This is a genomic window from Pseudomonas sp. EB271-G4-1 (assembly GCF_058791355.1).
Genome location: NZ_JBYTEO010000015.1, coordinates 21,623 through 41,397, shown reverse-complemented (window position 1 = coordinate 41,397; position 19,775 = coordinate 21,623). Strand labels below are relative to the sequence as shown.

Sequence of the window (19,775 nt, the reverse complement as noted above, 5' to 3'; positions counted from 1 at the left end):
TCCCGCGGGAGCCCGACATGTTCCGTCCCAAATTGTTGTTCACCAGCCTTGCCGCGCTAGCCTTGGGCGCCTGCTCGCCACAGGACCCGCAGGCCGTCACTTCGGCTGCGATCGCCAAGTCGGTGATTCTGCCGACCTATACCCGCTGGGTTGAAGCCGACCGCCAGCTGGCCGTCAGCGCCCTCGCCTACTGCGAAGGCAAGGCAAATCTCGAAACCGCCCGCGCCGACTTCCTGCACGCGCAAAAAGCCTGGGCCGAACTGCAACCGCTGCTGATTGGTCCGCTGGCCGAGGGCAACCGTGCCTGGCAGGTGCAGTTCTGGCCCGACAAGAAGAACCTGGTCGGCCGCCAGGTCGAGCAACTGGTCACTGCACAACCGCAGATCGATGCTGCTGCACTGGCCAAATCCAGCGTGGTGGTCCAAGGCCTGTCGGCCTACGAATACATCCTGTTCGACAGCAAGCCTGATGTGGCCAACGCCGAGCAAAAGGCCAAGTACTGCCCGCTGCTGATCGCCATTGGCGAGCGTCAGAAACAGCTGGCCGAAGAAATCCTCAAAAGCTGGAACAACACCGACGGCATGCTCGCGCAAATGAGCAAGTTCCCGAACCAGCGCTACGCCGACTCCCACGAAGCAATCGCCGATCTGTTGCGCGTGCAGGTGACCGCCCTCGATACCTTGAAGAAGAAGCTCGGCACACCGATGGGCCGCCAGAGCAAAGGCGTGCCGCAGCCGTTCCAGGCCGATGCCTGGCGCAGCCAGTCGTCCCTGACCGCCCTGGAGGCCAGCCTCGCTGCGGCCAGAACGGTATGGGAAGGTGTCGACAACAAAGGCCTGCGCGGCCTGTTGCCAAGCGACCAGAAGCCATTGGCCGACAAGATCGACGCGGCCTACGCCGCTTCGTTGAAACTGTTCGCCAGCAGCCAGCGCTCGTTGACCGAAATGCTCAACGACGACGCCGGTCGCCAGCAACTCAATGATCTCTACGACAGCATCAACGTGGTCCACCGCCTGCACGAAGGCGAGCTGGCGAAGGCGTTGGGCATCCAACTGGGCTTCAACGCCAACGACGGTGACTGATGAGGGCGAGTTCCATGCTGCGACGCCAGGCTCTGAAATTAGGGAGTTTGCTGCTGGGTGCGGTGTCACTGGGCGGCTGGACGCTGTCCAGGCACAAGGATAAAAGCCCACTGCTGCTCTCGGCGCGGGACGATACCGACGGCAAGCACTACGCCGTCGGTTACCGGCTGGACGGCACCCGGGTGTTTGCCACCCAGGTCGGCCAGCGCTGCCATGACATCATCAATCACCCGACGCTGCCGATCGCGCTGTTCGTTGCCCGGCGTCCGGGCACCGAGAGCTACCTGATCGACCTGCGTGACGGCACGCTCCTGCAAACCGTGACGTCTCAGCCGAACCGGCACTTCTACGGTCATGCGGTGATTCACCACAGCGGTGACTGGTTGTACGCCACCGAAAACGACACCACCGATCCGGGTCGCGGCCTGCTCGGCGTGTACACGTTCGAAGGCGAACGCCTGGTGCACAGCGGTGAGATTTCCACCCACGGCATCGGCCCGCATCAAGTGTCGTGGATGCCCGATGGCGAGACCCTGGTGGTGGCCAACGGTGGTATCCGCACCGAAGCCGAAAGCCGGGTCGAGATGAACCTCAATGCCATGGAGCCGAGCCTGGTCCTGATGCAGCGCGACGGCACCCTGCTGAGCAAGGAAACCCTCGGCCAGCAGATGAACAGCGTGCGTCACCTGGGCATTGCCAGCGATGGCACCATCGTCGCCGGCCAGCAATTCATGGGGGCAGCCCACGAGCATTCGGAGCTGCTGGCGATCAAGCGTCCGGGCCAGCCGTTCGTGGCGTTCCCGGTGCCGGAGCATCAGTTGCAAGCCATGGGGCACTACACCGCCAGCGTTGCGGTGCACAGCGACTTGCGCCTGGTCGCGCTGACCGCGCCTCGGGGCAACCGCTTTTTCATCTGGGACCTGGACAGCGGCGAAGTGCGCCTGGACGCACCACTGCCCGATTGCGCCGGAGTGGGCGCGGTGGCCGACGGATTCGTCGTGACCTCGGGCCAGGGACGCTGCCGGTACTACGATTGCCGCCAGGCAAATCTGCTCGCCAAACCGCTGGATCTGCCGGCGGGGCTCTGGGACAACCATCTGCATCTGATGGCTTGAGTCAGGCCCAAAAAGATCGCAGCCTGCGGCAGCTCCTACAGGGTCATGTGTACACCTGTAGGAGCTGCCGCAGGCTGCGATCTTTTCCGGAACCGACAAAAATCAGCCATTGGATTCCCCTTCCCACTCGCGGTAATGTGCCCCACTGTCTCACCTGATTTCTCCAAGGAACTGGAAATATGCTGCGTCGCCGCATGCTGATCATGTTGGGTGTTGTACTGTTGATCGTGCTGGTCCTGGCCGGTTACAAAGCCTTCTCCATCTATACGATGATTCAGGGCTTCTCCGCGCCAAAACCGCCGATCAGCGTCGCCGTGGCCACGGCCATCGAACGGCCCTGGCAAGCCAGGCTGCCTACCGTAGGCACCCTCAAGGCGCTGCAAGGCGTAGACCTGAGCCTGGAGACCGATGGTACGGTCGTTGACCTGCAGTTCGAGTCCGGGCAGAAAGTCAAAGCCGGTCAACCCCTCCTGCGCCTGGACAGCGCCGTGGAAAGCGCGTTCCTCGAAACCGCCCTGGCCGACCTCGGCCTGGCCCAACTCGATTACGGTCGAGGAAGCCAGCTGGTGGGCAGCCAGGCCATTTCCAAAGGCGAGTTCGATCGACTGTCGGCGGTACTGAAAAAGAGCAAGGCCACGGTCAACCAACTCAAGGCCGCGCTGGGCAAAAAAAGCATCGTCGCCCCCTTCAGCGGGACCATCGGCATTCGTCAGGTGGACGTTGGCGACTACCTGGCCAGTGGCACCATGATTGCCACCCTGCAAGACCTCAGCAGCCTCTACGTCGACTTTTTCGTGCCAGAGCAGTCGGTGCCAAAGATCGCCATTGGCCAGCCGGTTGAAATCATCGTCGCGGCGTATCCGTCCCAGACCTTCCCCGGCACCATCAGTGCGATCAACCCGAAACTGGAAAACAGCACGCGCAACATGCAGGTCCGCGCGACCCTGGCCAACCCCGATGGCAAGCTGCTGCCAGGCATGTTCGCCAACCTGCAGGTGATGTTGCCCAACCCGCGGCCGAGCATCGTCGTGCCGGAAAGCGCGATCACCTACACGCTCTACGGCAACTCCCTGTATGTCGTTGCAGAGAAGAAGGCTGAAGACGGCAGCCTCGAAAAAGACGACAAGGGCCAGCCGATCCTGATCGCTGAACGGCGGTTCATTGAAACCGGTGAACGCCGCGACGGGCAGGTGGTGATTACCAAAGGTCTGCAGAACGGCGAAAAGGTGGTCACGGCCGGCCAGATCAAACTGGACAACGGTGCGCACATCGCCATCAGCGACGACAAGACCCTGGCCGAAAAGAACAGTCAGCCACGCGCTGACTGATCAAGGAACCCCCCAATGGCTTTTACCGACCCGTTCATCCGTCGCCCGGTGCTCGCCACCGTGGTCAGCCTGTTGATTGTGCTGCTGGGCTTCCAGGCCTGGAGCACGCTGCCGCTGCGCCAGTACCCACAAATGGAAAACGCCCTGATCACGGTCACCACCGCGTACCCCGGGGCCAACGCCGAAACCATCCAGGGCTACATCACGCAACCGTTGCAACAGAGCCTGGCCAGTGCCGAAGGTATCGACTACATGACTTCGGTCAGTCGGCAGAATTTCTCGGTGATCTCGATCTACGCACGCATCGGCTCCAACAGCGACCGCTTGTTCACCGAACTGCTGGCCAAGGCCAACGAGGTCAAGAACCGCCTGCCCCAGGATGCCGAGGACCCGGTGCTGAGCAAGGAAGCTGCCGACGCCTCGGCGCTGATGTACATCAGCTTCTCCAGCAAGGAGCTGAGCAACCCGCAGATTACCGATTACCTGTCGCGCGTCATCCAGCCGAAGCTGGCAACCTTGCCGGGCATGGCCGAAGCCGAGATTCTCGGCAACCAGGTCTTCGCCATGCGCCTGTGGCTGGACCCGGTGAAGCTGGCCGGTTTCGGCCTCAGCGCCAGCGACGTGACCAACTCGGTGCGCCAGTACAACTTCCTTTCCGCCGCGGGCGAAGTGAAAGGTGAGTACGTGGTCACCAGCATTAGCGCCAATACCGAGCTCAAATCAGCCGAAGCCTTCGCCGCGATCCCGCTCAAGGTCGAAGGTGACAGTCGCGTGCTGCTGCGCGATGTCGCGCGGGTCGAGATGGGAGCGGAAAACTACGACACCATCAGCTCGTTCGGCGGTACGCCCTCGGTGTACATCGGCATCAAGGCCACGCCTGCGGCCAACCCCCTCGACGTGATCAAGGAAGTGCGCAAGATCATGCCGGAGCTTACGGCCCAGCTGCCACCGAACCTGAAGGCGGAAATCGCCTACGACGCGACGCTGTTCATCCAGGCCTCGATCAACGAAGTGATCAAGACCCTGTTCGAAGCAGTACTGATCGTGATCGTGGTGGTGTTCCTGTTCCTCGGTGCGTTGCGCTCGGTGGTGATCCCGGTGGTCACCATTCCGTTGTCCATGATCGGCGTGATGTTCTTCATGCAGATGATGGGTTACTCGCTGAACCTGCTGACCCTGCTGGCGATGGTGTTGGCCATCGGCCTGGTGGTGGACGATGCCATCGTGGTGGTAGAAAACATCCACCGCCACATCGAGGAAGGCAAGACGCCGCTGGATGCCGCCATCGAGGGCGCCCGGGAGATCGCCATGCCGGTGGTCTCGATGACCATCACCCTGGCAGCGGTGTATGCGCCGATCGGCTTCCTCACGGGCCTTACCGGGGCGCTGTTCAAGGAGTTCGCCCTGACCCTGGCCGGTGCGGTGGTGATTTCCGGCATCGTCGCCCTGACCCTGTCGCCGATGATGTGCGCCCTGCTGCTGCGTCACGACGAAAACCCCACGGGCCTGGCCCATCGCCTTGACCTGATTTTTGAAAGCCTCAAGCGCCGATACCAGACAATGCTCCACGGCACCCTCAACACCCGGCCGGTGGTGCTGGTGTTCGCGGTGATCGTGCTGTGCCTGATTCCCGTGCTGCTCAAGTTCACCAAGTCGGAACTGGCGCCGGATGAGGACCAGGGCATCATTTTCATGCTGGCCAGTGCACCGCAACCGACCAACCTCGACTACTTGAACACCTACACCGACGAGTTCATCACGATCTTCAAGGCGTTTCCCGAGTACTACTCGTCGTTCCAGATCAATGGCTTCAACGGTGTGCAATCGGGTATTGGCGGTTTCCTGCTCAAGCCCTGGAACGAGCGCAGCCGCACGCAGATGGAAATCCTGCCCGAGGTTCAGGCCAAGCTGGAGAGCATTTCAGGCTTGCAGGTATTCGGCTTCAACCTGCCTTCCCTGCCGGGTACCGGCGAGGGTCTGCCGTTCCAGTTCGTCGTCAACACGGCCAACGATTACGAGTTACTGCTGCAAGTGGTCGACCGGGTGAAAAAACGCGCGATGGAGTCTGGCAAATTCGCCTTCGTCGACGTCGACCTGGCCTTCGACAAGCCTGAAGTGGTGGTGGACATCGACCGCGCCAAGGCCGCCCAGATGGGCGTGTCGATGCAGGATCTGGGCGGCACGCTGGCGACGTTGCTGGGTGAGGCGGAAATCAACCGTTTCACCGTGGATGGCCGCAGTTACAAAGTCATTGCCCAGGTCGAACGCCCCTTCCGGGATAACCCTGACTGGCTGAACAACTACTACGTCAAGAACACCCAGGGCGAACTGCTCGCCCTCTCGACCCTGATCACCGTGACCGACCGGGCGCGCCCTCGGCAACTGAACCAGTTCCAGCAACTCAACTCGGCGATTCTTTCCGGGGTGCCGCTGGTCAGCATGGGCGAGGCCATCGACGCCGTGCGTCAGATCGCCCGGGAAGAAGCGCCGGCGGGCTTTGCCTTCGACTATGCCGGTGCATCGCGGCAATACGTCCAGGAAGGCAGTGCACTATGGGTGACCTTTGGCCTGGCACTGGCGATCATCTTCCTGGTACTGGCGGCCCAGTTCGAAAGCTTTCGCGATCCGCTGGTGATCCTGGTGACCGTCCCGCTGTCGATCTGCGGCGCCTTGCTGCCGCTGTTCCTCGGCTGGTCGAGCATGAACATCTATACCCAGGTCGGGTTGGTGACGTTGATCGGCCTGATCAGCAAGCACGGCATCCTGATCGTCGAATTCGCCAACCAGCTGCGCAAGGACAGGGGCCTGACGCCCCGCGAAGCGGTGGAGGAAGCCGCGGCCATTCGCCTGCGCCCGGTATTGATGACCACGGCGGCAATGGTATTCGGCATGGTGCCGTTGATCATCGCCACGGGGGCCGGCGCGGTGAGCCGGTTCGATATCGGTACGGTCATTGCCACCGGGATGTCGATTGGGACGCTGTTTACGCTGTTTGTGTTGCCGTGCGTGTATACGCTGCTGGCCAAATCCTCTCGCTAAGATCGTTCCCACGCTCTGCGTGGGAATGCCTCTACGGACGCTCCGCGTTCGGCTCTTGATTTGGGACGCGGAGCGTCCCGGGCTGCATTCCCACGCAGAGCGTGGGAACGATCTGCACTGCGCAACAAAAAAGGCCTCGCATCAGCGAGGCCTTTTATTTGGGCTTCATTGTGTTCAACTTTGCGGCCTCAATCCTTGAGAGAGTCCGAACATGAACAGCAACAAATCATGATCGGGTTGAGTGGCCACGGATGCCTTGGCAACCCGTGGCAACGGACAGTGCTCGCCACTGTGTACTGAACTTAAGACTTGCGTGCGGGGCTGCTCCCATGCCGCCACCGCGAGTGAAGCAACTGCCAAGGCTCCTACCAGAAACAAACCTCGCGCAACTTCAAGTTTCATTGCTATAAACCTTTGATAGCGCTGCCAAACGCCGTCTCATAAAAATAGACGAGTTTCTTCCAGTCCGTCGGGCTGAATGACGAGTGGCGGCGCAGCTGCTTCATGTCATGGGCCGCCGCCTGGCGAGCGGTCAAGCGCCGCCGGCACTTCTCCAGATCGATCAAGGCAACTTCGACTTTGGCTGCCTCACCCTCACCGGTGACGCGAACAAATACGTGCTTGATATAGATGCAGCTGTGTTGCCAACGCCCCTTGTGCATCCGCGCCAGGTTCTCGGCCAGGTCCTTGAGCACGCGATCGTGCACAGCCTCACCATGACGCTCGCGTCCGCCGCTTTCGTACCAACGTTCGATTTCCTCGAAGCCGTCCAAAGACTTGGTCACCAACAAGGCGCGCCACTTGTGCACGGGATCGCGTTGCGCTTCGCAGAACACGATTTCCGGGACGCGCACATCGAGCAGGCGCAAGCCGGTGAGTGCATCACGCTCGCGCAGCACCGTCGGCCGTCCGAAAGGGTGCAAAAGACCCCGATGGATATGGCCGGTCTGGCGTTTTACGTAGAGCAGTTGTCCATCACTGTCCATGAGACGCTGCACGCCACTCTCGCCACCGCGCCGGACGTTGGGCTCTTCCACCCATTCTCCGCGCTGATTCCAGAAGTAATCGAATCGGTCCTGGGAGGCGACGCCTGTTCCTGCTGCACACTGCTCTACCATCTGTTACCTCTTGCGTAATACATAAACTCGCCACATGGCATAGAGCGGCAAAAAGTCGATACGTTCCTGAATACGGAAACCAGCCTGCTCAAACTCCTTTTCTACGGTAGCCGCCGGTAACACAAATCTATTTTGGTAACCTTCCTGCCCACGGGTTCTCTCCGCGCGCTTGCGTTTCCAGGCTTTGAAGTTACCGTCGACCCACAGTGAAAGGATGACGCTGTCTCGGCTGACGCGCTCGAATTCGCGCAAGATCGCCAGTCGATGCTGGGCTTCACCGATGTGGTGGAGCAAACGCATGCAGAAAATGCTGTCGACAGCGTTATCCGGCAACGCAATGTCGAACGCGGACGTCTGCAAGGGTTGTACCCGTTTCACCACTTCAGCCGGTTGCGACTGTGTAGCGATCTTGATCATGGACTCGGAGTTGTCGGCACCGATGATCACGCGGTTGGGTTTCTCCGCCAGCATTGGCCAGAAACGCCCCGCACCGCAGGGCAGATCGAGAACCAGGCCCGGCTCGCCGACCAACGCCAGCGCCTTGCGCGCCATTTGTACGTCACGCCAGTGGGACAGGCGGCGGCCGACGCCATCCTTGTGTTTTTGCAGGTAACGTTTGGCGTGTTGATCGTCGTACTTGTTGGAAAAATCCAGTTTGATCGGGCCATCCACCATCATCAATCTCCTGAGCTTCTGATTCCAACCACCTTAGGCAGTCATGTGTGAGGGTCAGGTCATGCGATTGTGAAAATTTCGTGATGAAAACCTCGAAACGTTTCGAGGTATTACAAGGCGGCAATCTCAACCAACCGTCCAGCGACCATCAACTCACAGTCGACGCATTGAACTGGACCTGAAAACGACAGCCATTGGGTTCCATGGTCGTCAGGCTGACGCTCCAGCCCTGGTTTTCACAGATCCGTTGTACTAACGATAGTCCAAGCCCGAGGCCCTCTCCGCGTTTCTCGTTGCCTCGCACAAAAGGTTCGAACATCGCTTCGCGTTTTTCCTCGGGAATACCCACGCCACTGTCCTCGACCGTGAACCCGGTGGGCATCAGGCTCAGCCGGATAAATCCACGGTCGGTGTAATGCAATGCGTTACGCAGCAGGTTGCCCATGACCGCGTGCAATAGCGTTGCGTTATACCGAGTAGTGTGGGGACCACCCCAGTCGACAATCAGCTTGAGCCCCTTGGCCTCGATCGGCTCGCGCCACAGGTTGATCAAGCCGTCGGCCACTTCATCCAGCGTTTGCTGCGCAGACATGCCGGCGTCTTCGCGCTGAGCGCGGGCCAGCATCAGGAAAGTTTGTACCAACTCGCGCATTTCTTCACTGGCGCGGGCAATTCGCTCGACCTGGGCAAGGCCGCGCTGGTCGATCCCGGGGTTTTCCAACAGCAACTCGCAGGAACTGGCCAACACCATCAAGGGCGTGCGCAGTTCATGGCTGACGTCACTGGTGAACATGCGCTCACGGGTCAGCGCCTGGCGCAACCGGCCGAGGGTAGCGTCGAAGGCCACGGCCAGCTCACCCACTTCATCGGCCGCATAATCCGGCGCCAGTGGCGGTGCCAGACCCAGTAGCTGATCGCGATGACGTACCTGACGCGCCAGCCTTACTACCGGTGCCATTACCTTGCGCGCCAGCACCCAGCCGAGAAACACCGCCAGCGCCAGGCTCAGCACGAAGCCCACCAGCACCACGGCAAACAGCACTCGCTCGCGCTCTTCGAAGTCACTCTGGTCCTGCAACAGCACATAGCGCCGACCATCGACCACCTCGACCATCGCGTGGTACGACAGCTGCTCGCGAAAAACCTCGTGAAACCCTGGATCCAGGTGCCGCAAATCCTTGGGCAACTCGAAATCGCCCCGCCCGCCGCTGAAATAAAACAACTGGTCCGGTTCCGGGCGATGGCTCCAGTCCGAAACGCTGTCCATCAGCAACAGGCGCTGCAAATCGCCACCCAGGCCCGCCGAGATCAATTTTTCTTCCACCAGGTGCACGGTGGCAACGATGCCCATGGCAAAGGCGCCCGCCACCAGTGCGCTCATCAGCGCAAAGGCAATGATGATCCGTTGAGCGAGGCTCTGTTTAAACTCCATCACGCCCCTCGGCCAGGCGGTAACCCACACCGTGCACGGTTTGCAGCAGCGGTTTGGCGAACGGCTTGTCGATCACCTGGCGCAATTGATGGACATGGCTGCGCAGGCTGTCGCTGTCTGGGCAGTCATCGCCCCACAGGGCCTCTTCGAGAATTTCGCGGCGCAGTACATGCGGGCTTTTCTGCATCAGGACCGCCAGCAACTTCAGGCCCACCGGGTTGAGCTTGAGCAATCGGCCTTCGCGGGTGACCTCCAGCGTATCGAGGTCATAGCTCAGGTCACCCACCTGCAAGGTCCGGCGACCTCCACCTTGGGTGCGACGCATCACTGCTTCGATCCGCGCCGCCAGTTCAGACAAGGCGAAGGGTTTGATCAGGTAGTCATCGGCACCGGACTTGAAGCCTTGCAGCCGGTCGTCCAGTTGATCACGGGCAGTGAGCATGATCACCGGCGTGTCGCGCCGGGCATCTTCGCGCAGGCGTTTGCACAGCGTGTAGCCGTCGATGCCAGGCAACATGATATCGAGTACGATCAAGTCGTAATGCTCCGTAGCTGCCAGATGCAGGCCCGACAAACCGTCCTGTGCGCAATCCACGGTATAGCCCTTGAGTCCCAGGTAATCGGCCAGATTAGCCAGGATATCGCGGTTGTCTTCAACCAATAAAATTCGCATGGGCATCTTCTCCGTACACAATAACGGCCGTCTCGGCCCGCGCAGCTTAAGGCCAAGCGTGATTCAGGGCCAGGGTTGCGTGCAGTCGTCGGTTGGGCGAAATCGTCGGATCAAGCCCCAACGTTTTTTTCACTATCGGTTCACGGGTTGACGACAGGGTCGAGCCCAGACTCCGCGCGGCTGCGTATTCAAGAACATTTCACTGACCAAGGATTGACCATGGTTTCGATCTCTGCACGCCCCGCTTCTCGCCCGCTCAACTTCTGGGTGTGCCTGGGTGTTCCCGCCGTTGCGGCAATCATTCTGGTGTTGCTTGAACTGACGACCCTGGACATGGACCTGGCCAGGCTGTTCTACGATCCGGTCGCCGGGGACTTCATCGGCCGGCACAGTTATTTCCTGGAAACCGTCCTGCATGATCGGGCCAAGCAAGTGGTTATCGCCTTCTCGGTGCTGGCTATCCTCGGTTTTGCCGGTTCGTTCTTTCTGCCCCGGCTCAAGCCGTTCAAGCGGGAACTGGGCTGCCTGGTGCTGTCCCTGGGGCTGGCGACGTCCTTTGTCACGCCGATGAAAGCGGTGACGGCGGTGCAATGCCCGTGGAGCCTGGAGCAATTCGGCGGTCACGAGACCTACAGCGAATTGTTGAGCCCGCGTCCGGCTACAGAAAAACCGGGGCGTTGCTGGCCTGGCGGTCACGCCGCGACCGGTTTCACCCTGTTTGCACTGTTCTTCGTGTTGCGTGATCGCCGTCCGCGCATGGCGCGTGCGGCCTTTGTTTTCGCCTTCGCCCTGGGCTCGGTTTTTTCCATCGGCCGGATGCTGCAGGGAGCACACTTCTTCTCGCACAACGTGTGGACGGCGGTATTCTGCTGGCTGATTTGCCTGGGGTCGTATTACTACATCCTTTATCGACCCACTTCCAAGGCCGAGAGAGAGCTCGAAGCACAGCCGGTCAGTGCCTGAAATACAGATCAAATGTGGGAGCGGGCTTGCTCGCGAAGGCGGTAGATCAGTCAACCTCCCCGGTGATTGACACACCGTCTTAGCGAGCAAGCCCGCTCCCACACTGAATCGCTTGCACTTCAAAATCCGGGCAATAAAAAACCCCGCCTACTTACGCAGGCGGGGTTTTTTTATACAGGGGTAAGGCTGGCTTACATCATGCCGCCCATGCCGCCCATACCGCCCATGTCTGGCATGCCGCCGCCAGCACCGCTGTCTTTCTTCGGTGCGTCAGCTACCGCAGCTTCGGTGGTCAGGATCAGGCCGCCGATGGACGCTGCAGCTTGCAGAGCCGAACGGGTGACCTTGGTTGGGTCCAGGATACCCATTTCGATCATGTCGCCGTATTCGCCAGTCGCAGCGTTGTAGCCGAAGCTGCCTTCGCCGTTCTTGACCTTGTCGACCACTACGCTTGGCTCGTCGCCGGAGTTGGCAACGATCTGGCGCAGCGGCGCTTCAACAGCGCGACGCAGTACAGCGATACCCACGTCCTGATCGGCGTTGTCGCCTTTCAGTTGAGTCAGTGCTTCCAGAGCACGGATCAGGGCCACGCCACCGCCAGGCACCACGCCTTCTTCAACGGCTGCACGGGTAGCGTGCAGGGCGTCTTCAACGCGGGCTTTCTTCTCTTTCATTTCAACTTCGGAACCAGCGCCAACCTTGATCACTGCAACGCCGCCGGACAACTTGGCCAGACGCTCCTGCAGTTTTTCACGGTCGTAGTCCGAGGAAGTCTCGGCAACCTGGGCACGGATCTGGTTGATGCGTGCTTCGATGTCGCCTTGAACGCCAGCACCGTCAACGATGATGGTGTTTTCCTTGGACAGGGTTACGCGCTTGGCGTTACCCAGGTGCTCCAGGGTGGTGCTTTCCAGGCTCAGGCCGATCTCTTCGGAGATAACGGTACCACCGGTCAGAACGGCGATGTCCTGCAGCATGGCCTTGCGACGGTCGCCGAAGCCAGGCGCCTTGACGGCTGCGACTTTGACGATACCGCGCATGTTGTTCACAACCAGAGTCGCCAGGGCTTCGCCTTCAACGTCTTCGGCCACGATCAGCAGTGGACGGCCGGCTTTGGCAACGGCTTCCAGTACTGGCAGCATTTCGCGGATGTTCGAGATCTTCTTGTCGACCAGCAGGATCAGCGGGCCGTCCAGCTCAGCGACCATGGTCTCTGGCTTGTTGACGAAGTACGGGGACAGGTAGCCACGGTCGAACTGCATGCCTTCAACAACCGACAGTTCGTTTTCCAGGCCCGAGCCTTCTTCGACGGTGATCACGCCTTCTTTACCGACTTTTTCCATGGCTTCAGCAATGATGTCGCCGATGGAGTTGTCGGAGTTGGCGGAGATGGTACCTACCTGAGCGATAGCCTTGGTGTCAGCGCATGGCTTGGACAGGGCCTTCAGCTCTTTGACGATAGCGATGGTCGCTTTGTCGATACCGCGCTTCAGATCCATCGGGTTCATGCCGGCAGCGACGGCTTTCAGGCCTTCGTTGACGATCGATTGAGCCAGAACGGTAGCGGTGGTGGTGCCGTCGCCTGCGTCATCGTTGGCACGGGAGGCAACGTCTTTGACCAGCTGCGCGCCCATGTTTTCGAAACGGTCTTCCAGTTCGATTTCTTTGGCTACGGAAACGCCGTCCTTGGTGATGGTCGGAGCGCCGAAGCTCTTCTCGATGATCACGTTACGGCCTTTCGGGCCCAGGGTCGCTTTTACTGCGTCAGCCAGGACGTTGACACCGGTGAGCATTTTCTTGCGGGCGGAATCGCCGAATTTAACTTCTTTAGCAGCCATGATCGATATTCCTTAAATACTTTGTAGTAACGGGAAAATGAGCGGGGAATCAGCCTTCGACAACAGCGAGGATTTCGTTCTCGCTCATTACCAGCAGGTCTTCGCCGTCGACTTTCACAGTGTTGCTGCCGGAGTAAGGACCGAACACAACCTTGTCGCCCACTTTCACGGACAGTGCACGCACTTCACCGTTTTCCAGTACGCGGCCGGTGCCGACAGCGAGGATTTCGCCGCTGTTGGCTTTTTCAGCAGCCGAACCTGGCAGGACGATACCGCCAGCGGTTTTCTTTTCTTCTTCGCTGCGACGGATGACGACGCGGTCATGCAGAGGACGAAGCTTCATTGTCGATCTCTCCTAATTGTGGTTTTCATCGGCCGGTGTAGTCCCGGCGGGTTTAACAAAGTCCGGCGGTGCCGGGTGCGGTTCGTCGAGCGAACCGCGGAAGTCTGTCTGGCGTGATCACCAGAAACCTTGCGGTGACCGTTACATAAGGGCGCACAAGCTTATTACAAGGGCGCAGATCGAAAAATTTTTACGGTGATCGCCCGAAAACGAACACGGCACCCGAAGGTGCCGTGTCGATATTGCTGTTACTTGGTATCGCGGTGTTCGAACTCGCCTTCGATCACGTTCGGCTCGCGGCCCAGAGGCTCGCGCGGCGCAGGGCCCCCACGGGGCTGGAGGTCGTCGGCGAACGCACGCTGGCGGATCGCTTGTTCCTCGGCACGCTGGCGCATTTTATTGGCCAGGAGGCGACGGCTGATCGGCATCAGCATGACCAGGCCGATCACGTCGCTGATGAAACCCGGAAGAATCAACAAGCCACCGGCCAACGCCAACATCAGGCCTTCCAGCATGGTCTGGGCTGGCAATTCGCCACGATTCAGGCTTTCACGGGCACGCAGTGCGGTGGCCAACCCGGCAACGCGCAACACGAACACACCGAACATCGAGCCGAGAATGATCAGCAGCAGGGCCGGGAAAAACCCGATCGACCCTGCCACCTTGACGAATACGAACAGCTCCAACACCGGGAACAGCAGAAAGAGCAACAAAAAAGGGCGCATCAAATGGTTCCTCAACGCAAGAATGCCTTGCCAGTAATCCTTAGATGACGTCGCCATTTCGTGAATTCAAGCGTCAGCCACTGCCTTTTTCGGCCAATGTTCGGCATGAGCCAGGAAAACCAAGGCCTCGCGCACTTGTGTCGGCGTATTACAAGGCGCTGGAAACGGCAGCCAGTGCAGCCCCTGGCCGATGAGCAGGTGCATGCCTTCGCTGTCGATGCCCACCAGGGTCGCCGGCGAAGTTTTCGGCAAGCCGGCCAGTTCGACGTAATGCGCAATGGCTTTGGCGTGATCGGCGTTCATGTGTTCGATCATGCTCGCCTCGGCCTTGCCGGCAAACGGGTTGGCCAGGGTCAGCTCGTTGACCCAGTGGATCGCGCCAAACCCGCCAATGTAGCGATGGCGCACCGGCTTGAGCACCCAGAAGTCGAAATCGTGGGCCTGATGATAGTTCTGCGAATCCGGGAAATAGCGGTAGTACCGTTCGGCGGCCGCTTCGATGGCGGCAACGTCTTCGACCTGTTGCGCTTCGGCCAGGTAGGTCAGGCGACCAACGGCCTGGACGTCTTCGGCCCCACGCTCGCCCACGAACAGTGAGCATTTCGGATCTTTTTGCAGATTGTGGGTGTGCTGGGCGATGCGGCTGATCAGGATCAGCGGCCGGCCGAGCTCGTCCAGGCAGTACGGAACCACGGAACCGAACGGGAAACCAGGCATTGACTTGGAGTGTGTGGAGAGCACCCCACGGTATTCCTTGAGGAGCAATTCTCGTGCATGCTTAGCCGCTTCAACGCTCAATTTATGACTCCTTATTAAGAATCCGTCGTAAAAACGGACAGGCTGCTGATGAAAGTTCCAGCATGCCGTCGGGGTAGTTCTCATGTGCAGCCGTGGCCAGTTCGGGCGCAGATCGAGAGGCACTCAAGAAGCAAACCAACCAGACCTGCCACCGGGGGCATGCGAATGAAACTCACTGACAAAGTAATCATTATCACGGGCGGTTGCCAGGGTTTAGGCCGCTCCATGGCCGAGTATTTGGCCGCCAGGGGCGCAAAACTGGCGCTCGTCGACCTGAACCAGGAAAAGCTCGACGACACCGTCGCTGCCTGCACGGCCTTGGGCGTCGAAGCCCGCGCCTATCTGTGCAACGTCGCCAATGAAGAGCAAGTGAGCCATATGGTCGCCCAGGTCGCCAGCGACTTTGGTGCTATTCATGGCCTGATCAACAATGCCGGGATCTTGCGTGATGGCCTGCTGCTCAAGGTCAAGGATGGCGAAATGACCAAGATGACCCTGGCTCAATGGCAGGCGGTCATCGACGTCAACCTGACCGGCGTATTCCTGTGCACCCGTGAAGTCGCGGCGAAAATGGTCGAGCTCGACAACAGCGGCGCGATCATCAATATCTCGTCGATTTCCCGCGCCGGCAATGTTGGCCAGACCAACTACTCCGCCGCCAAGGCCGGTGTCGCGGCAGCTACCGTGACCTGGGCCAAGGAACTGGCGCGCTATGGCATCCGGGTGGCCGGCATTGCACCGGGCTTCATCGAAACCGAAATGACGCTGGGCATGAAACCTGAAGCACTGGAGAAAATGACGTCGGGGATTCCGCTCAAGCGCATGGGCAAGCCTGAGGAAATCGCCCATTCGGCGGCCTACATCTTTGAGAACGACTATTACACCGGTCGGATTCTGGAGTTGGATGGCGGGTTGCGCATCTAGAGCCCCCCTAAACCAATGTGGGAGCGGCGGTGCGACGATTCGACTTGCTCGCGAAAGCGGTGGTTCAGTCAACAATACTGTTGAATGTTAATCCGCATTCGCGAGCAAGCCCGCTCCCACAGGTACCGGCGTTATCCGGCAGATATCAATCGTCGCTGATGGTGATATTCGGCATCGCCGGCGTGGCGGCTTCCTGCAACACGATCCGCGCACCGACATGGCGGGCCAGTTCCTGGTAAACCAGTGCAATCGGGCTGTCCGGTTCGGCGATGACCGTTGGCTTGCCGCCATCGGCCTGTTCGCGGATAGCCATCGCCAGCGGCAGCGACGCCAGCAGCTCGACGCCATACTGATTGGCCAGTTTCACACCGCCACCCTCACCGAACAGATGTTCGGCATGCCCGCAGTTCGAGCAGATGTGTACGGCCATGTTTTCCACCACGCCCAGTACGGGGATGTTGACCTTGCGGAACATCTCCACGCCCTTGCGTGCGTCCAGCAATGCCAGGTCCTGTGGCGTGGTCACGATCACCGCGCCGGCCACCGGGACTTTCTGTGCCAGGGTCAGCTGGATGTCACCGGTGCCTGGCGGCATGTCGATGACCAGGTAATCCAGGTCGCCCCACGCGGTTTGTGTCACCAGTTGCAGCAAGGCGCCGGAGACCATCGGCCCGCGCCAGACCATCGGCGTGTTGTCGTCGGTGAGGAACGCCATGGACATCACTTCGACACCATGGGACTGAATCGGCACGAACCATTTCTGATCCTTGATCTGCGGCCGGGTGCCTTCGGCGATACCGAACATGATGCCCTGGCTCGGCCCGTAGATGTCCGCGTCGAGGATCCCGACCTTGGCGCCTTCGCGGGCCAGGGCCAGCGCGAGGTTGGCCGCGGTGGTGGACTTGCCCACCCCGCCCTTGCCGGATGCCACGGCCACGACGTTCTTGACGTTGGCCAGGCCCGGGATCTGTGCCTGGGCCTTGTGCGCGGCGATCACGCTGGTGATATCGACGCGGGCGGCGCTGACCCCGTCAAGGCCTTCAATGGCCATTTGCAGCATCTGCGCCCAACCGCTCTTGAACAAGCCGGCGGCATAACCCAGTTCCAGCTGCACGGTGACGCGCTCACCCTGGATCTCGATGTGGCGCACGCAGCCGGCGCTGACCGGATCCTGGTTCAGATAGGGGTCGGTGTATTGGCGAAGGACGGCTTCCACCGCTGCGCGATTGACGGCGCTCATGGGCAACTCCGAAAACAAGACTGGGAATAGATGGCGGGTATCCTACCCCTTCTGTCTTCCGGACGGCATGCCTGGCAACGATTTGCAGGGGTGAAATATCTTTGCCGGCGCTTTATAGTGGCCGACCTCCGTTTCATCAAGTAGCCGAGCCCCATGTCCGAGCCACGCAAGATCCTCGTCACCAGTGCCCTGCCCTATGCCAATGGTTCGATCCATCTTGGCCACATGCTGGAATACATCCAGACCGATATGTGGGTGCGCTTCCAGAAGCACCGCGGCAACCAATGCATCTATGTCTGCGCCGACGACGCCCACGGTTCGGCGATCATGCTGCGCGCGGAAAAGGAAGGCATTACACCGGAACAACTGATCGCCAACGTCCAGGCTGAACACAGCGCCGACTTTGCCGAGTTCCTGGTGGACTTCGACAACTTCCACTCCACTCACGCCGAAGAAAACCGTGAGCTGTCGAGCCAGATCTATTTGAAGCTGCGCGACGCCGGGCACATCGCCACGCGTTCGATCACGCAGTATTTCGACCCGGAAAAGAAAATGTTCCTGGCCGACCGCTTCATCAAGGGCACCTGCCCGAAATGCGGCACCGAGGACCAGTACGGCGACAACTGCGAAAAGTGCGGCGCGACCTACGCACCGACCGACCTGAAGGATCCGAAGTCGGCGATTTCCGGGGCCACTCCGGTGCTCAAGGATTCCCAGCACTTCTTCTTCAAGCTGCCGGACTTCCAGGAAATGCTGCAGGCCTGGACCCGCAGCGGCACCCTGCAAGACGCCGTGGCCAACAAGATCGCCGAATGGCTGGATGCGGGCCTGCAACAGTGGGACATCTCCCGCGATGCGCCGTACTTCGGTTTTGAAATCCCCGATGAGCCGGGCAAGTACTTCTACGTGTGGCTGGACGCACCAATCGGCTACATGGCGAGCTTCAAGAACCTTTGCGACCGCACGCCGGAGCTGGACTTCGACGCGTTCTGGGGCAAGGACTCCACCGCCGAGCTGTACCACTTCATCGGCAAGGACATCGTCAACTTCCATGCCCTGTTCTGGCCAGCGATGCTCGAAGGCGCGGGCTACCGCAAGCCGACCGGCATCAACGTGCACGGCTACCTGACCGTCAACGGCCAGAAAATGTCCAAGTCCCGTGGCACCTTCATCAAGGCCCGGACCTATCTGGATCACCTGTCGCCGGAATACCTGCGTTACTACTACGCAGCCAAGCTGAGCCGTGGCGTCGACGACCTCGACCTGAACCTCGAAGACTTCGTGCAGAAGGTCAACTCCGACCTGGTCGGCAAAGTTGTCAACATCGCCAGCCGTTGCGCCGGGTTCATCAACAAGGGCAATGCCGGGGTGATGGTCGAGACCAACGCCGCGCCGGAGCTGACCGAAGCGTTCCTGGCTGCCGCACCAAGCATTGCCGACGCCTATGAAGCCCGCGACTTTGCACGCGCCATGCGCGAGATCATGGGCCTGGCCGACCGCGCCAACGCCTGGATCGCCGACAAGGCACCTTGGTCGCTGAACAAACAGGAAGGCAAGCAGGAAGAAGTCCAGGCCATCTGCGCCACCGGCGTCAACCTGTTCCGTCAACTGGTGATCTTCCTCAAGCCGGTGCTGCCGCTGCTGGCCGCCGATGCCGAGGCGTTCCTCAACGTCGCGCCGCTGACCTGGAACGACCACGCGACCTTGCTCGCCAACCATCAGCTGAACGAGTTCAAGCCGCTGATGACCCGTATCGACCCGGTAAAAGTGCAGGCCATGACCGACGCTTCGAAAGAAGACCTGACCGCCAGCCAGACCGACACCGGCGAGGCTTTACCTGCGGGCAATGGCGAATTGGCGAAGGATCCGTTGTCGCCGGAGATCGAGTTCGACACCTTTGCCGCGGTTGACCTGCGCGTCGCCCTGATCGTCAAGGCCGAGCACGTGGAAGGCGCAGACAAGCTGTTGCGCCTGACCCTGGATATCGGTGACGAGCAGCGCAATGTATTCTCCGGGATCAAGAGCGCTTATCCGGACCCGTCCAAACTCAATGGCCGACTGACGATGATGATCGCCAACCTCAAGCCGCGCAAAATGAAGTTCGGCATTTCCGAAGGCATGGTGATGGCGGCAGGTCCCGGCGGTGAAGAAATCTACCTGCTGAGCCCTGACAGCGGCGCCAAGCCTGGTCAGCGGATCAAGTAAGGCACTGCGGTAAACCGATCCCACAGTCGTGCCTGGCGCGACTGTGGGATTTTCATGTCTGGCCCACCCTCCGTCCTTGCCGGATAATGCATAAACTTTTTAGACGGCTGCGTTGAAAAAGCCCCGTTCTTGCCGTAATGCTGTTCACTTAAGACAATTTTAAGGTGAGCAAGAAATATGTGGTGAGGGTATTCATCGAGACGTCGCACCGACCCGTTGGGCCGCGAAGCGGCCCTCAGCAACCGTTCAAACAGACCGAGTTGTTCGGATTTACGAC

At 60.1% G+C, this 19,775-nt stretch carries 17 protein-coding genes; 7 read left to right on the top strand and 10 right to left on the bottom strand.

The window, feature by feature from the left end:
- Positions 1-17 precede the first annotated feature (17 nt).
- The 4 genes from AC3WWR_RS10070 to AC3WWR_RS10055 all read left to right on the top strand — a co-directional run bounded on the left by AC3WWR_RS10070 (position 18) and on the right by AC3WWR_RS10055 (position 6,564).
- On the top strand, positions 18-1,082 hold the full coding sequence (locus AC3WWR_RS10070; RefSeq protein WP_168758903.1) for an imelysin family protein: 1,065 nt from the start codon (positions 18-20) through the stop codon (positions 1,080-1,082).
- 14 nt (positions 1,083-1,096) lie between these two features.
- The gene (locus tag AC3WWR_RS10065; protein WP_020797463.1) at positions 1,097-2,197 is read left to right on the top strand and encodes a DUF1513 domain-containing protein; all 1,101 of its coding nucleotides are present in this window, start codon (positions 1,097-1,099) and stop codon (positions 2,195-2,197) included.
- Between the two features lie 179 nt (positions 2,198-2,376).
- A complete protein-coding gene (locus AC3WWR_RS10060; protein WP_020797464.1) occupies positions 2,377-3,525 on the top strand; it encodes an efflux RND transporter periplasmic adaptor subunit in 1,149 nt (382 codons plus the stop codon).
- Between the two features lie 15 nt (positions 3,526-3,540).
- On the top strand, positions 3,541-6,564 hold the full coding sequence (locus AC3WWR_RS10055; RefSeq protein WP_033045441.1) for a multidrug efflux RND transporter permease subunit: 3,024 nt from the start codon (positions 3,541-3,543) through the stop codon (positions 6,562-6,564).
- A gap of 174 nt (positions 6,565-6,738) precedes the next feature.
- Here AC3WWR_RS10055 and AC3WWR_RS10050 read toward each other — a convergent pair whose 3' ends face one another.
- From AC3WWR_RS10050 to colR, 5 genes are all read right to left on the bottom strand, one after another.
- Positions 6,739-6,966 carry a hypothetical protein gene (locus AC3WWR_RS10050; RefSeq protein ID WP_020799915.1) on the bottom strand — a complete coding sequence of 76 codons (228 nt, stop codon included), beginning with the start codon at positions 6,964-6,966 and terminating at the stop codon, positions 6,739-6,741.
- A 2-nt stretch (positions 6,967-6,968) separates the two neighbouring features.
- Positions 6,969-7,682: a lipopolysaccharide kinase InaA family protein gene (locus AC3WWR_RS10045; RefSeq protein WP_033044247.1), complete on the bottom strand. Its 714-nt coding sequence runs from the start codon at positions 7,680-7,682 to the stop codon at positions 6,969-6,971.
- A gap of 3 nt (positions 7,683-7,685) precedes the next feature.
- The gene (locus AC3WWR_RS10040) at positions 7,686-8,354 is read right to left on the bottom strand and encodes a class I SAM-dependent methyltransferase (RefSeq protein ID WP_033044253.1); all 669 of its coding nucleotides are present in this window, start codon (positions 8,352-8,354) and stop codon (positions 7,686-7,688) included.
- A gap of 151 nt (positions 8,355-8,505) precedes the next feature.
- A complete protein-coding gene (locus tag AC3WWR_RS10035) occupies positions 8,506-9,789 on the bottom strand; it encodes a sensor histidine kinase (protein ID WP_020799912.1) in 1,284 nt (427 codons plus the stop codon).
- On the bottom strand, positions 9,779-10,462 hold the full coding sequence (colR, locus tag AC3WWR_RS10030) for a two-component system response regulator ColR (RefSeq protein WP_020799911.1): 684 nt from the start codon (positions 10,460-10,462) through the stop codon (positions 9,779-9,781). The genes AC3WWR_RS10035 and colR overlap by 11 nt, the downstream gene beginning before the upstream one ends.
- A gap of 219 nt (positions 10,463-10,681) precedes the next feature.
- Between colR and AC3WWR_RS10025 the strand changes: the two genes are divergently transcribed.
- Positions 10,682-11,425 carry a phosphatase PAP2 family protein gene (locus AC3WWR_RS10025; RefSeq protein WP_020799910.1) on the top strand — a complete coding sequence of 248 codons (744 nt, stop codon included), beginning with the start codon at positions 10,682-10,684 and terminating at the stop codon, positions 11,423-11,425.
- Between the two features lie 191 nt (positions 11,426-11,616).
- Here the strand turns inward: AC3WWR_RS10025 and groL are convergent, their stop codons facing one another.
- The 4 genes from groL to AC3WWR_RS10005 form a co-directional block, all read right to left on the bottom strand.
- Positions 11,617-13,263 (bottom strand): chaperonin GroEL, encoded by a 1,647-nt coding sequence (gene groL, locus AC3WWR_RS10020; RefSeq protein ID WP_020799909.1) that lies wholly within the window; start codon positions 13,261-13,263, stop codon positions 11,617-11,619.
- 49 nt (positions 13,264-13,312) lie between these two features.
- A complete protein-coding gene (locus AC3WWR_RS10015; protein ID WP_020799908.1) occupies positions 13,313-13,606 on the bottom strand; it encodes a co-chaperone GroES in 294 nt (97 codons plus the stop codon).
- A 248-nt stretch (positions 13,607-13,854) separates the two neighbouring features.
- Positions 13,855-14,331, bottom strand: coding sequence for an FxsA family protein (locus tag AC3WWR_RS10010; protein ID WP_020799907.1), 477 nt, complete (start codon positions 14,329-14,331; stop codon positions 13,855-13,857).
- 66 nt (positions 14,332-14,397) lie between these two features.
- Positions 14,398-15,129, bottom strand: a complete 732-nt coding sequence (locus AC3WWR_RS10005; RefSeq protein ID WP_033044249.1) for a HugZ family pyridoxamine 5'-phosphate oxidase — start codon at positions 15,127-15,129, stop codon at positions 14,398-14,400.
- A gap of 165 nt (positions 15,130-15,294) precedes the next feature.
- Between AC3WWR_RS10005 and AC3WWR_RS10000 the strand changes: the two genes are divergently transcribed.
- The gene (locus AC3WWR_RS10000) at positions 15,295-16,053 is read left to right on the top strand and encodes an SDR family oxidoreductase (protein ID WP_033044250.1); all 759 of its coding nucleotides are present in this window, start codon (positions 15,295-15,297) and stop codon (positions 16,051-16,053) included.
- A 145-nt stretch (positions 16,054-16,198) separates the two neighbouring features.
- On the opposite strand, the gene apbC is transcribed toward AC3WWR_RS10000, so the two are convergent.
- Positions 16,199-17,293: an iron-sulfur cluster carrier protein ApbC gene (gene apbC / locus AC3WWR_RS09995; RefSeq protein WP_168758907.1), complete on the bottom strand. Its 1,095-nt coding sequence runs from the start codon at positions 17,291-17,293 to the stop codon at positions 16,199-16,201.
- A 153-nt stretch (positions 17,294-17,446) separates the two neighbouring features.
- On the opposite strand from apbC, the gene metG reads away from it, so the two are divergent.
- Positions 17,447-19,498: a methionine--tRNA ligase gene (gene metG, locus AC3WWR_RS09990; protein ID WP_033044251.1), complete on the top strand. Its 2,052-nt coding sequence runs from the start codon at positions 17,447-17,449 to the stop codon at positions 19,496-19,498.
- The last annotated feature ends 277 nt before the right edge of the window (positions 19,499-19,775 follow it).

Coding starts and splice junctions, on each gene's coding strand:
- colR (WP_020799911.1), bottom strand. CDS start 10,462: ATGCGAATTTTATTGGTTGAAGACAACCGCGATATCCTGGCTAATCTG.
- AC3WWR_RS10010 (WP_020799907.1), bottom strand. CDS start 14,331: ATGCGCCCTTTTTTGTTGCTCTTTCTGCTGTTCCCGGTGTTGGAGCTG.
- AC3WWR_RS10055 (WP_033045441.1), top strand. CDS start 3,541: ATGGCTTTTACCGACCCGTTCATCCGTCGCCCGGTGCTCGCCACCGTG.
- AC3WWR_RS10060 (WP_020797464.1), top strand. CDS start 2,377: ATGCTGCGTCGCCGCATGCTGATCATGTTGGGTGTTGTACTGTTGATC.
- apbC (WP_168758907.1), bottom strand. CDS start 17,293: ATGAGCGCCGTCAATCGCGCAGCGGTGGAAGCCGTCCTTCGCCAATAC.
- groL (WP_020799909.1), bottom strand. CDS start 13,263: ATGGCTGCTAAAGAAGTTAAATTCGGCGATTCCGCCCGCAAGAAAATG.
- AC3WWR_RS10050 (WP_020799915.1), bottom strand. CDS start 6,966: ATGAAACTTGAAGTTGCGCGAGGTTTGTTTCTGGTAGGAGCCTTGGCA.
- AC3WWR_RS10000 (WP_033044250.1), top strand. CDS start 15,295: ATGAAACTCACTGACAAAGTAATCATTATCACGGGCGGTTGCCAGGGT.
- AC3WWR_RS10070 (WP_168758903.1), top strand. CDS start 18: ATGTTCCGTCCCAAATTGTTGTTCACCAGCCTTGCCGCGCTAGCCTTG.
- AC3WWR_RS10045 (WP_033044247.1), bottom strand. CDS start 7,682: ATGGTAGAGCAGTGTGCAGCAGGAACAGGCGTCGCCTCCCAGGACCGA.
- metG (WP_033044251.1), top strand. CDS start 17,447: ATGTCCGAGCCACGCAAGATCCTCGTCACCAGTGCCCTGCCCTATGCC.
- AC3WWR_RS10035 (WP_020799912.1), bottom strand. CDS start 9,789: ATGGAGTTTAAACAGAGCCTCGCTCAACGGATCATCATTGCCTTTGCG.
- AC3WWR_RS10065 (WP_020797463.1), top strand. CDS start 1,097: ATGCTGCGACGCCAGGCTCTGAAATTAGGGAGTTTGCTGCTGGGTGCG.
- AC3WWR_RS10015 (WP_020799908.1), bottom strand. CDS start 13,606: ATGAAGCTTCGTCCTCTGCATGACCGCGTCGTCATCCGTCGCAGCGAA.
- AC3WWR_RS10025 (WP_020799910.1), top strand. CDS start 10,682: ATGGTTTCGATCTCTGCACGCCCCGCTTCTCGCCCGCTCAACTTCTGG.